The sequence below is a fragment of the Formosa sp. F44 genome (genome assembly GCF_056238645.1).
The window spans coordinates 107,782-120,980 of the sequence record NZ_JBWDLJ010000002.1; the positions used below are offsets into that span (position 1 = coordinate 107,782).

General features: G+C 28.2%; 11 protein-coding genes. 4 read left to right on the top strand and 7 right to left on the bottom strand.

All coding sequences use genetic code 11. From position 1 onward, the window contains the following. Position 1 precedes the first annotated feature (1 nt). Genes AC0UBM_RS05420 through AC0UBM_RS05435 form a run of 4 tightly spaced genes read left to right on the top strand, consistent with a single transcriptional unit; the run spans position 2 to position 4,757 of the window. Positions 2-1,129, top strand: coding sequence for a phosphoadenosine phosphosulfate reductase domain-containing protein (locus AC0UBM_RS05420; protein WP_475687972.1), 1,128 nt, complete (start codon positions 2-4; stop codon positions 1,127-1,129). 3 nt (positions 1,130-1,132) lie between these two features. After that, positions 1,133-2,728 (top strand): hypothetical protein, encoded by a 1,596-nt coding sequence (locus AC0UBM_RS05425; protein WP_475687973.1) that lies wholly within the window; start codon positions 1,133-1,135, stop codon positions 2,726-2,728. A gap of 1 nt (position 2,729) precedes the next feature. Then, positions 2,730-3,842: a hypothetical protein gene (locus tag AC0UBM_RS05430; RefSeq protein WP_057781550.1), complete on the top strand. Its 1,113-nt coding sequence runs from the start codon at positions 2,730-2,732 to the stop codon at positions 3,840-3,842. Between the two features lie 3 nt (positions 3,843-3,845). Then, a complete protein-coding gene (locus AC0UBM_RS05435; protein ID WP_209542055.1) occupies positions 3,846-4,757 on the top strand; it encodes a hypothetical protein in 912 nt (303 codons plus the stop codon). A gap of 14 nt (positions 4,758-4,771) precedes the next feature. On the opposite strand, the gene AC0UBM_RS05440 is transcribed toward AC0UBM_RS05435, so the two are convergent. The 7 genes from AC0UBM_RS05440 to AC0UBM_RS05470 all read right to left on the bottom strand — a co-directional run bounded on the left by AC0UBM_RS05440 (position 4,772) and on the right by AC0UBM_RS05470 (position 13,103). Continuing rightward, positions 4,772-5,167 carry a hypothetical protein gene (locus AC0UBM_RS05440; protein ID WP_057781552.1) on the bottom strand — a complete coding sequence of 132 codons (396 nt, stop codon included), beginning with the start codon at positions 5,165-5,167 and terminating at the stop codon, positions 4,772-4,774. Positions 5,168-5,246: 79 nt separating this feature from the next. Beyond that, entirely contained in the window at positions 5,247-5,798 is a 552-nt protein-coding gene (locus AC0UBM_RS05445) for a hypothetical protein (protein WP_475687974.1), read from the bottom strand. Positions 5,799-5,801: 3 nt separating this feature from the next. Next, on the bottom strand, positions 5,802-7,943 hold the full coding sequence (locus tag AC0UBM_RS05450; protein ID WP_475687975.1) for an AAA family ATPase: 2,142 nt from the start codon (positions 7,941-7,943) through the stop codon (positions 5,802-5,804). Between the two features lie 2 nt (positions 7,944-7,945). Continuing rightward, on the bottom strand, positions 7,946-8,173 hold the full coding sequence (locus AC0UBM_RS05455) for a hypothetical protein (protein ID WP_057781555.1): 228 nt from the start codon (positions 8,171-8,173) through the stop codon (positions 7,946-7,948). A 12-nt stretch (positions 8,174-8,185) separates the two neighbouring features. Then, positions 8,186-10,420 (bottom strand): DEAD/DEAH box helicase family protein, encoded by a 2,235-nt coding sequence (locus AC0UBM_RS05460; protein WP_475687976.1) that lies wholly within the window; start codon positions 10,418-10,420, stop codon positions 8,186-8,188. A gap of 3 nt (positions 10,421-10,423) precedes the next feature. Continuing rightward, a complete protein-coding gene (locus AC0UBM_RS05465; RefSeq protein ID WP_475688508.1) occupies positions 10,424-11,539 on the bottom strand; it encodes a cysteine desulfurase family protein in 1,116 nt (371 codons plus the stop codon). Positions 11,540-12,032: 493 nt separating this feature from the next. After that, positions 12,033-13,103, bottom strand: coding sequence for a hypothetical protein (locus AC0UBM_RS05470; RefSeq protein ID WP_475687977.1), 1,071 nt, complete (start codon positions 13,101-13,103; stop codon positions 12,033-12,035). Positions 13,104-13,199: the final 96 nt, after the last annotated feature.

The window sequence follows — 13,199 nt, forward strand, 5'->3', positions numbered from 1 at the left end:
TATGGCGAAAGTAAAACATTTATTGGGTATTTCAGGAGGTAAGGATAGTGCTGCGTTATCTATTTATATGAGCCAGAAATATCCTGAACTAGATATAGAATACTATACCTGTGATACAGGAAAAGAATTAAAAGAAACTTATGATTTAATAGGGAGACTTAATTCTGTTTTAGGAAGAGATATAGAATTATATAAATCTATGGATGAAGATAATTCTCCTATGAAAAATCCCTTCGATCATTTCTTAGCGATGTATGGTGGTTATTTACCTTCTGCAACGGCAAGATGGTGTACTAATAAGATGAAATTACAGCCTTTTGAAGCTTATGTAAGTGATGAGCCAACTATTTCTTATGTTGGGATTAGAGGGGACGAAAACAGGGAAGGGTATATATCCAAGAAAGAAAATATTCAAACTATTTTTCCTTTTAGAAAAAACATCTGGAGTGAAGATGTTATAAAAAAGCTTTTAATCAATTCTAATATCGAAATGGTAAAAGCATATTACAAGGAATACGCAAATAATAATGTGCTACATAATGCTTTGCAGTATGTTGAGCAACCTATTTCTCCTAAGTTTACACAAACTCAAAAGCTAAATGCTTTAATGGATGTAGACTTAAAACTGTTTAACAAAGTAGTTTTCGAATTCCTTAAAACAACCGACTACCCAATTGGTAAGTTGGATGAGTTTCCTTTAATAGATAATGATGAAATTATTGGTCTAGACGATGTATTTCAAATTTTAGTAGAATCTGGAGTAGGTGTGCCTGCATATTACAAGCCAATTGAATATCAAGTTGAAATTGATGGTGAAATTAAAACAGGAACCTATTCTAGAAGTAGATCTGGTTGTTTTTTTTGTTTCTATCAACAAAAGATAGAGTGGGTTTGGTTACTAGAACAGCATCCTGAATTATACGTTAAAGCTATTGAATACGAAAAAGAAGGTTATAGCTGGATGGCGGAACGTCTAGAGGACTTAGAAAAACCCGAACGTGTAGCATCTATTAAAAAAGAACACTATTTAAGAATGAATAGACAAAAGAAAAAATCAAGAACCGGACAGTCTTGGCAGGATGAGATATTAGAAGCTGAAGGTGAAGGTTGTGCTAGTTGTTTTATATAAAATATGAATTCATTATTTCTTTTACTTGATAAATCTGACCAGTCATATTACAATGAAGGTTATTTATATTTTGAACTTTCTCGTTATACTATAAAAATGGGTGTTGAAGACACTTTATTGCCATTTATCGACGATATATCTTTTCATTTAATTGATGAAGATTTTATTAGAATTATAATCGTTAATGCTATAAGTATATTTAGTATTGAAATAATAGATTATGAAAACATTGAAGATCGAGAATTTGGTAATGAATATTTTTCATTATCCAAAAGAATGTATTTTTTAATTAGAACAATAAATAAAGCCTTTTCGGATTCTATAGATTCGTATAAATTATATATTGATTATGGTGATGAGTTATGTGGTTTTGAACGATATTTTTACACTATTAAATTTAATGAAAATTACATTTTAAATAAAGAATTTTTAGAATATCTATCTGTTTTTAATGAGTTTGATGATTCGGAAAACCCAAAATTTTATAGGGAATTCTTTGTTTTGAAAAAAGAAATACCAGATTCAAATGAACTAAGGATTATGTCAACTAATACAAAAGTTAGAAGGTTAGGGTATTTTAAGTTAGTATCATCATTTATAGAAAATAAAAAAGTAACGGCAGTAACAATCAATAGAAAATTTGAGGTTTTTAGTGTGAATTTTACTCAAGAATTAACTGTTAATGAAAATTCAAAAGGTTTAATAAAAGTAACAAAAACAGGTATTTCTGCTAAGCCATACATAGATACGGCAGTAAATTTCGATTTCATAAATAAAATAAACAATTTTTATTCTAGTGGTAAGCAACTTAAAGTTTACCAAGTGCTTCATTCTGAATTGCCCAAAAACTCAAATGTGTTCTCATTAAGTGATTTTGATAAGATATTTTTTTTAGAAAATATATTGAAATATGATTATTTCTACTTTAGTAATTTATTAGAAGTTATTTATATCAATGAAAGAACATCTTATATTGATATAATAAGCGTCTATAAAGATAAACTTATAAATCAATTAAAAGAATTTAATAGTTTTAACAGGAATAGAAAGGTTTCAAATGAAATTAATACGGTTTTGAAAAGAATTTTGAACTGGGAGAAACCAGAGAAATATTTAGAACATGTGATAATGCCTAGACTAAATTGGATGTTAGATTTAAACTTAATCAAATTAGACAGGAAAAATAATGTAGAAATAACTAAGATAGGCGATAAACTATTCGAAAATATATCTATATGGAACGACATAAATACTAAAAAAGTAATATCACCCGATTCTTTTCTTGATAGATTTATGGTTCATATTTTTGATGATTGTTACAATAATTCAGAAACCAATAGCCCTATTGATGCTGAATTCATTTTGGATAAAATGTACGGATACATTAAACAGAGTTTTGGATTATTTAAAACCCTTGCACCGAATAGAGTTACTTTTTCACAAGCAGCGAATTACACTAAATATATGCTATATTTGAATGATGATATAAAAGTCGGATATCAGTTTATTTTAAACAAATTGTCAGAAAAAGATCAAGATATATTTATATTTAAGTATCAAGAGCAATATAGGGATGGTTATATCCAATTAAAGAAGTAATATGGCAGATTTTAAAGACACTTATAAATTAACAACTAATCCATTCAGATTAACACCATCTATTAATCCAGATGAATTGGTATGGGCTGGATTCAACGATGTTAAGACAAAATTTGAAAAAAGAATAGAAAGAAGTATTAGAATACCTAATTCTACTCTAGTATTAAATTGGGGAGAGTATGGTAGCGGTAAAACTCATGCCGCCAGATTTTTTAACAAAAAAGAAGAACTGAAAACTATAGGAGATAAGGCAGGAAGACCTATACCTTATTCAATGGTAATTTCTCTTCCAAAAGGTAAAGATCCTATTTATAGTATATACATGTCTGTTATTGACAAATTAAATATAGAAGAGGTAAGAACTAAATTTCATGATATATCAGGTGACATTAAATCCTATATTGATTCAATAGGATCTAATATTCATATTCAGAATGTATTAAAAGCATTGTTTAATACAGAAGTAGGTCATCTAAATATAAAGAAATATCTATATGGGAATATGAATGCTACGGATTTAAAAAGCCTAAATGAGTATGGGATTTTACGATCTTTGAAAGAAGATAATGATTATTCCGCAGTACTAGCAGGATTATTTTCATGTTTAACTTACGATAAAAAGAAATACTCATGTATTATAATTTGGATAGATGAATTTGAGGATATAATGGTTCTAAATAACTCTAGTATTGATAAAATTAATAGTTTCGTTAGAGAGCTATTGGATAATACTCCAAATAACTTATTGCTTTTTTTAAATTTAACATTATCGGCATTAATGACTGAAGAGGATTTAGGTTCTTATGTTTATGAAAGTGTTAAATCGAGAATAAAGGAAAAAATAAGTTTTGATCTTCCGAGTTCTAATGATTTTAAGGAGTATTTAAAGGAATTGTTAAAGCATTTTAGAGTAGGTTCTGCTGATAATTTATATTTTCCTTTTGATGAAAGTGTTATAGATACACTAATTAGCGATCAAGGTAATGTTTCGCTTAGAAGATTTAACGAGTCTTTATCTTTGTTATTAGAGCTTTCAGATATGGACGGAAAGTGTCCAATTAATATGGAAGTCTTTGAGGAATATAAATCTGAAATTTTATGGGATAAGAATTAACGAATGAATAGTATTTGTTGCTTATTAGATGCTTGTACTGTGATTAATCTTATTCACATTGATGATAATGACTTTTTATTAAAAAAAATCAAAAAGTTAGATGTTTATATAAATGATTCAGTTTTTACCGAGATACGGAACAATGTATATGTAAAGCCATGGAGAGAATTAGGCTCTAATCATATTGACAAAGCTAAACGAGAAGAAATTAAAAAAGAAATTGAACAAAAGCTAACCTTTTATCGGGGTAAGAAGAATAATAATCAGGATTTATTAGATGATTTAGGAGATGATTATTTTGATAGAATAAAGAGTCTAACTAATTACACGAAAAGAAAAAATGGTGAATTATATTCAACAGGACAGGCATTATTCTTAAGTAGAAATAATTTTAAAAATGTATCATTTTACACAGATGACTATCCTGCAAAAAATGATTTTGCTGATTTTTTTCATGATCAACAGATAGGACAAATCAGGGATTCAGTTGATTTTATAATATTACTTTATTGGTTAGATGAAAATTTTACAGATGATCAATTAAAAAATAAATTGAATGAGCTTTATTCTCAATATGCAACTGAAGTAGTTTTATTAAAAAAGAAATTACAAAAATTCAGAAGTGAAAAAATTGATGCTCAATTTTTAAAATCTAAAAAAGAAATAGCATTAAAATTAAACGAATTAATTCGCCAACTTGATATTTATGAATTTAACGAAATAATGGAGTATTATAATTTTTTTGTTGGTAAAAAATCAAAATGCAATGATATTTTAAATATCCTTCAGGAATATTTTTCTGTTTTTGAGTTAGATAATAACCAAAAAGAAGATAGTCTACTAATAAAAATAAAAAAAGTAAGTGCAGATATTGGAAAGGTTAAAATTTTAAAACTTAATGATCTTATTAACTAAAATCATAGGTGGTTCTAGGTATTTATTCTCATTTTTAAATAATTAGATAACTCAATATCTTTAAATAGCTCCAATAAAACTTGATTAATTTTGATTTGAATTACTTTAGTTATTAACTCTGTTTTACTCCTAAAATCATTGATTTCTTCATTTATATCAATTTCTAAATACCCTCTATTCACAAATGCTTTTAAAGGCATTCCTATATTATTGTTTTTAGTTTTAAAACTATTTTGATGTTCTTTCCAGGTCACATTAAAAGCATCCATTAAATCGTCTGTTTCAATTACATTAGATTTATTTTCTAAATATAACTTATGTAAAGAAAGTAATAAAATAATTTGATGTGGAGCTAGTTCTCCTCGTGCTTTATCTCTTTTTAAGTTGTCTACAAACTCATCAATGTCCATTATTGTTTCGAATTATTGGATTTATTTGAAAATAAAAAATGGACCAACCTATTTTAAGGTTAGTCCATGACTATTAATGCTAGGCTTCACTCAATATGTTTTCTGTCTCCTGTTTAGACTGCAGAATAAGATCAAGCATGCTTGTTCCTATAGTTATATCTAATTTTTCCTCTTGTATTTTTTTCTCCAAAAGAAGTAAGCCTCCGTTTGTATAGTTTTGCATAGTAACATGTAAACGTTTCTTAATAGCTTCGACTGTTTTTTTCCCTTTGTCGAGCTCTATCAAATCATCTTCAATGCCTTCAGTTTTTGCAATTACAGCCATGAAAAGATACTCTTGTATGTTGGTAAAATCATTTCTTAGAGCGCTCTTTGTGCTTCCCCAATACTGTATAGCATGACTGAAATCTTTTAATTCTGCAGTTTCTGGTAATTCTTCATATTTATTATTATATAACCCTAAGAAAAATGCATAGATGTACAACTCGTAATTGTTACTGAATATTTTTCCTTTATCTTCTCTATCGGTTTCCGCTCCTCCTCCTTTTCTGGTTAATGACTTAAAAAGGTGCTCTAGATTTTTATCATATTTTGGCGTGGATTTTTTCCACTCGTCGAATAATTTATCCATAATTTATAATTCTATTACAACAGAGTTAGTGGTTTCAATTTGGTTTTCAATAGAGTTTTCGTCAAGCTTAACCCATAATGATTTATCTTTTACAATATCGGCTTGATAAAAACTACTGTCAATACTGATTTTTTTATTTTCATCTTCTTTAATGAAGTCTTTAACAAGTATTATACATTGATCTGTGTTTTCTTTAAAGGAATTAAAGAAAGCTGGGTATTTGTTGCTGTCAAAGGTCGAAAGTGGGGCGTCCAAAATTAGAGGGTAACTTTCGTTAGCTTCATTCTTTACCATTTTGGAAATTGCTAATAGTAAAGAAGTGTGAGCAAGTACCTCTTGAGCACCATTTAGAGCAAAAGGGTTATTAAAATTGTCTAAAACTTTAAACTCAACTTGGTTTTGATTTCCCCTTTTTGATTTGTATAATTTTATTTTCCCTGTATATGCTCCTTCATTAGTCGATTGAAAAATTTCATTAGCTTGTTTTTCTAAATCAATTACTAAGTTGTTGAATTCTTTTTCTGTAGTTTCAACAGTAATTGTTAAAACATCATTTAAAAGTTCTTGAGTTTTCATCAAGTAACCTGCAACATTTGCTATATCTAAGTTGTTTTTTTGATTTTGAAAATCGGCTAGCTTTTCTTTTTTAGAATTTATAATGTTAGTTAAACTTCTCAAGCTTGTGTTTTCGTCTTTTATATTGGTGTTTAAGCCTTTGAAATCTCTCAAAATTGTAGCAGCACTTCCTACATCTATTTTTGAACCACCAATTACTTTAGCTCTTTCAGCTTCATCTTTTTCTCTCTCCTCTATTTTTTTATTAATATCTGCTTTTCTACTTTCTACAAATTCAAAATTTTCAGATATTTTAGACTCCATTTTAATAAGATTGGAAATATTTTCATCATTGGAGTCTGATATTTTGGTTAGAGAATTAATATAATTATGTTTGAAAAGTTGCTTTTTTTCAAACATATCTTTTTCCACAGCCTCAATATATTCTTGAAGTCTATTGTTCATGAATTCATAAGCTTCTGATCCCTTAGGAGCTTCTCTATTGCATACTTTACATAGTTCAGCTTCTATCATTTCTTCCATGTGAGATCGAGTAGGTGCTCCTATCGGTAAAGGTATGATCCCGTTTTTTAGATTTTCTATAGCTTTCTTTTCACCTATTTTTTGTTGAAACTCATTTTCTAACTTTCTTTTAGTTTTAGATACATTAGCAATTTTGGTTTTGTATTCTTCAAATACAGGTTTATAATTTACTAATATCCAGTTTTTGTCAAATAAATCCTGTGTGTAGTTTTCACATTCTCGAACGCGAACTTGTAGTTTGCTTATTTCTTCCTCTTTTATTCTAATTCTTTCAGAAAGTGTTTGGTATGACTCGGCATTCTCAATTATATTCTCATATTTTAGAATTGAGGATTGTATTTTATCAATATTTATCTCATGCTGATTTCTTTCTTTTTCCTTATCAGATATTTCTCTTCTAAGATTTATAATTTCCTCACTTAGAATAGCATATTGTTTTTCTTCTCTTGCATTTTTTTTTCCTGCTGCAGTTACCGCATTCTCTGCACGCCCTACGAAATATTCAGCTTTAGGTATGTAATTCTTTAGGTAAGTAGCATCAGAAAACATTTCTATAAGCGTAGAAAGGGCATCTTTGCTTTCAAATACTTTTAAATCCGTTTCTCCTTTAAACATACTATATCTCCTAATACGCTCATCAAATATTTCACTTCTCAGCTCTTTTGGAAAACCTACTTGATATCTTTCACCTGTTTCTTCTTCTCTTATTCCAATTAAACTAGGCTTAGAGATGCTTATACTTTCATTGTTTTTATGGGCTATAAATGATTTTTCAATAGTTTTTATCTCATTGCCTTGACTTACAGTCATTCTCACAGAAACTTGAACATCTATACCTTCTTTAATTTCGTTATGTACTGCTTTTTGACTAATAAGTCCTTCTAAGTTAGATTCATAATCATCGAAGATCCATTCAATAGCTTCAAAAAATTTCGTTTTACCATGACCATTAGCTCCATGAATGATATTTACACCTTCAACAAAGTCAAATACATTTTTTCCGTAATAACTTTGATAATTTGTTAATACAACTTGTTTAATTCTCATGACTAAATGTTTTTGTTTAAGTAAATGCTAATTTTGTTGTACAGAGTAATGTCATTAATTCCTTGGTTATTTTCCAATTCATCAACTAATATGGCTATAGTTTTTATGATAGGAATTTCTGAAACTAATGCTCTTGTTACATTGTTAGGTATATCCCTTTCTTCTAGTTGATATTTATCTTTTATAAGTTCGTGACTTACAAATTTTTTAAAAATTTTATTTTTATTCATTTTAAAATTTTTTTAATTTTCATTATTTATATCATAAAGACTAATGTTGTAATGCATGCAGATTTCAGAGAGCTTTTCATATACTTCAGCTTTATTAATTGCCAGTGAAAAAAAGTTTTCTACTCTCTTCATTTCTTTTAAAATAAAGGATCTTTCAATATTGAAGGTTTCATCGTTTTTGTCCATTTCAAATTTTGGTATCACAACTAAATCATGGATATAGGCAAATTGTTTTCCTTCGGATTTTCTTAATACTCTTCCTCTTCGCTGTATAAATTGTCTAGGATTTCCTGTGCTAGCGCAGAAAATAGCTAATTCAGCTCGAGGTACATCAACACCTTCATCTAGACATTTCATAGATGTTAAAACATGTAAATCACTTTCTGAAAATTGATTTATAACACTTTTTCTGTTTTTTGTTTTTGAAGTAAATTTCCTAGCCATTATTGAAAAATCAATATCTGTGATAGCCTTAGTGTATTGGTCTATTAAAAAAATATCTTCTTCATTTTCGATATAATTATCTTCCATAATAATATCATTATTTTCAAGTACCCCTTCTGGAGTATAAATTAAAGTGTATTTAAGATTGCCTCTTTTTTTGAACTCATTATTTACAATTGTCTTAAATTTAGGGAGCTTGTTCTCTGCTTTATGAATTATTCTCTTTCTTTTTAAAAGAAGAATTTCCACCTCTTTACATTTTTTAAATGATTTTGTTACGGGATCTATAAACTGTGCAAGTTTTTTGGATATTTCCCTATACTTCTCAAACTCTTGTTCTGTAAGCGATACAATATGTGGGTAATAATAGTATTTGCATAAATATTCCTTCTCAATCGCTTCTTGCATACTAAAACTATAAGTGTAAGGATCTTGATCGTTGAAAAAGGAATCGATGGAAACATTACCTGTCTCGTCATAAATCCTATTTGGCGTAGCTGATAGTCCAATTCTTTTTTCTAAATGAATTTTAGGTAATAATTTGGAGATATTAGGAGCTCCAATATTATGGACTTCATCTGCAATAAAAATCGTCTGTTTAGGTAGTTCTTTAAAAAAGCTTTGAAATTTTTCTTTTACGAAGGACGCATAAGTTGCAATAACAATAAATGAAGGGGTGTTAAGTCTTGATAATGTATTATAAAAAGAAAGTTTGTCTTTCCATTTCTCTTTACTACTTACAGTAATAATATTAGTGTAATTAAATTTCCCACATTCTATTTTCCATTGATCTACTAGCTCTAATGTAGGAACTAATATAATAGCTTTATAAGAACCATTTTCTTTGTATTCATTTAAGAGACAGTTTAAAGCGGTTAATGTTTTACCTGTTCCAGTAGCCATGGCAAAAAGGCCTTTTCGATTGTTATCAATCCATTTTAAATAAGCATTTTGTTGATATTTCCGTGGTCCCTCTTTGAATGGAAATTTAGGTAAATTTTCTTGTCTAACAAATTCATCTATTTTTTCAACTGCAGAATTGATTGCTTGTTGTGTTTTAAGGTTGTTAAAGTCCTTATGACAATTCTTTAATAATTTTTTCTCCTTAACTAAAAGTTCATCTATATCTCTATCACCAAACTCACTTTTAATTGCTAACTTAACTTCAGATATACTCAAGTATTCAACGTTATGTGATTTTTCTGAAAATATTTCTTCAAAATATTCAATCTGTTTATAGACAGATCTTTTTGATCTGTCATCATCCCATGTCATTCTGCATTCTAATTCTTCTAAATTTTCAATAAAACCATAATATGTGAAATTACAAGATGATTTATAGCTTACTGCATTTTCTCCATCGCTAAAAACTCCTGATTTGTAATGAGCTATTCCTCTTCCATCTTTCGGTTTAACAATTTTTATCTCAATTTTGTCATTAGCAATTAACCAAGCGAAACATTCAAAAAAGTGCTTACCATACTCATTTAATGATTGATGTAGTTGTTTTATATCATTAAGATTATACACACTAGATAATGATTTGTTATTTTGACCATTTTCAATAGCTGTTTTATCCTCATCGGATAAAACATTGTTTATTACAGCCCTCATTTTACCTCCAGAGTATATAAAACTAGCAAAGCCTAAGGATAATAAATTTATAGCCGAAGAACTGAAATAACCTAACAACAAATCAAAGGATTTGCTATTACATAGGGCATTCAAATAAAATTGTAAAGGTTCATCTTCACTACCTGTTTTATAATCTCGATCTTCAGCCCAATTAACTTTTTTTAACATATTTTAAATTGAAATTGTTTTTCTTAATGTCTGAATTAGAGCATCGACATCTGCTTTTGATGAGCATTTATCAATAGATACTCTTATGTTATTATAGTTATTGTAATTAGTTATATTCATTGCCTTAAGTACATGTGAACCATCCATAAATCCAGAATTACAAGCAGACCCATTACTCAATGCTATTGATTTATTCATGCCTATAAAAACATTAGAATCTAAATTTTCTATAATTATATTTACAATGTTTGATGATCGTAAATTTCGTTCCGAGATGATTTTACAATTTGTAATGTTCTTTAAAGAACTTATGAAATAATCTACTATTGATTCAATTTTAGAAATACTCTCATCCATTCCATCATAGACAACTTCACACGCTTTACCCAATCCTACAATTAAAGGGGTGTTATATGTGCCTCCTCTTAATCCTCCTTCTTGTCCGCCTCCATGAATTAGAGGAGTCAATTCTATTCCATCTCTTTTATATAGCACACCTATTCCTTTTGGTCCATTTAGTTTGTGACCTGAGAAACAAAGCATATCAATTTGGTCTTCTTCAATATCTACATTAATCTTGCCGACAGCTTGTGTAGCATCACAGAAAAAAGCAATATTATTATCATTACAGAGTTTCCCGATGTCTCTAATTGGCTGAATTACTCCAGTTTCATTGTTAACATACATAATTACAACAATTAAAGTATTTTCTTTTACGGATTTCCGTAATTGCTCTAAAGAAATTAAACCATTTTCGTCTACATCTAAATAAGTAACTTCATAGCCCTTAGTTTCTAAATATTCACATGTAGATAAAACAGCTTTATGCTCTGTTTTTACTGTAATAATATGATTTCCTTTATCTTGGTTGGATTCAACATAACCTTTAATTGCGAGGTTGATTGATTCTGTTGATCCTGAAGTGAATATAATTTCATCTTTATCGCAATTAATAATATTTGCAACCTGTATTCTAGACCTATCAATTGCTTGTTTAGCTATTTCTCCAAACTTATGAGAACTAGAAGCATTGCCGTAAAATTCTGTAAAATAGGGAAGCATTTCATCTAAAACTCTTTGATCAATTTTAGTAGTAGATGCTGTGTCCAAATATGACACGTTTATGTTTGTATTCATTAATTTTACCAGTTTTGAATAATGGTTTTTTTTAATTAGTTTGCTATAAGTAGAGGGAGGCTTAAAAATAATGATATTAAATTTTAAAATCAATTTTTAATATAAAAATCTATAATTATATAAATGTAGAAGTATATGATTATAGATTTAAATAAAGCTCTTTTTTGGCTTTAAATGAGGTTAATTTTACTGCCTAAAACTGAATAAGTATACATTACAGTTAGGTTTATAGAAACAAGTTTAAAAATAAGATAGAAGAATAAATTAATGTTTAATCTCGCAATATTTACTTGTATAGAATTCTCCGGAAGGATTTTGCTGTTTTCCGTTTTAAAAATCAGTTGATTTTTTCTTTATTGAATTAAAAAATCAACTGATTTTTAAAATGCGCCTCAGCGGCAGGCGTCACGGAAGGCTTGGTAGCAAATAAAAAGGATGGGTTGTGCTCTTGCAATATTCAATACCCCAAAACGGATTATAATGTTTTGTTTTTGTTCTTAAGATAAATAGTTGGTTTACTTTTTCTAGTATAGAATCGAAGTATGTTTGGGTCCAAGCCTTTATCTAGGTTGTACGCTTTCAGTTCTAGACTATCTTTAAAACCAGAATATTCAAATAATGACATTGCTTTTAAATGGCTCGAGCTATCAAAGTAATTTTTAAGCTCAGAAAAACTCTCAGTTTTCAGTAGCTCTTTTGAGTTTTTGTACTTCTTATTTTCGAATCTATAGCTTTCAAAATTCTTTATAATTATTGATTCTAAAGAACATTTAAGATTACTATCTATTTCTGTTTTTGTATTACTAGTAAGTATTATGAATGATTTTTCAAAGTCTATTATTTTACCTTCATACAATTCTAGCTCTTTATCTGATTTTGGAAAAATATAATTATATAACCTATATTCAATTTCTCTGAATGTTTGTCCTATTTTTAAAAAATCAGAATTTTTAAAAACAAGAACGTAGAAAATTTCAGTACGATTATTCTTTTTATTTTCCCATTTTTCTTTATTAATTTGACATCTCCTTAAATATAGCCCTTTTAAACTTAGTTTTTTATGCTTCCGTAAATAAGCATTATTTGTAAATGTACCATAAGCCAAATCTCTTGAATCTTTAAAAGTGGTGGTGAAATGTGACCAATCTGCTCCATGTAGGTCGTACATATCTTTTACAAAATTATTTATGAAATCCTGTTTGTTAATAGTGTAATACCTGGGGTTTGAAGGCTCCGATTTTAAAAACAATTCACAGTCAATAAGTGAGTTGTCTTCTGTTATACAATCAAAATCTACTTTTTTTAATTCTCTTGATTTTATAGAAAATATATATTTAGTGTTTTTCATTTTTCCATAGATATTTCCTGTGTCAGAATAATAGGCCGTAAAATAATCCCAATCATTATTGAAATCCGTGTATAATTCATTTAAAAATTTTGTTAATAAAAATGCTAATGTAATTTTACGTTTAATTTTTTCTCCATTTTTAAAAAAAATGTCGCAGTGCATTTCCAAGTTAAAATACTCTTCCTTAAAACTTTCCATGTTTTTCTTCTTTATTGCTAGCTTTCTAGTCCAAATAAGTTTAGGTTTTATTGAAATGAAAGGGCTAACGATTGATTATAAAATAGTTTGATTTGA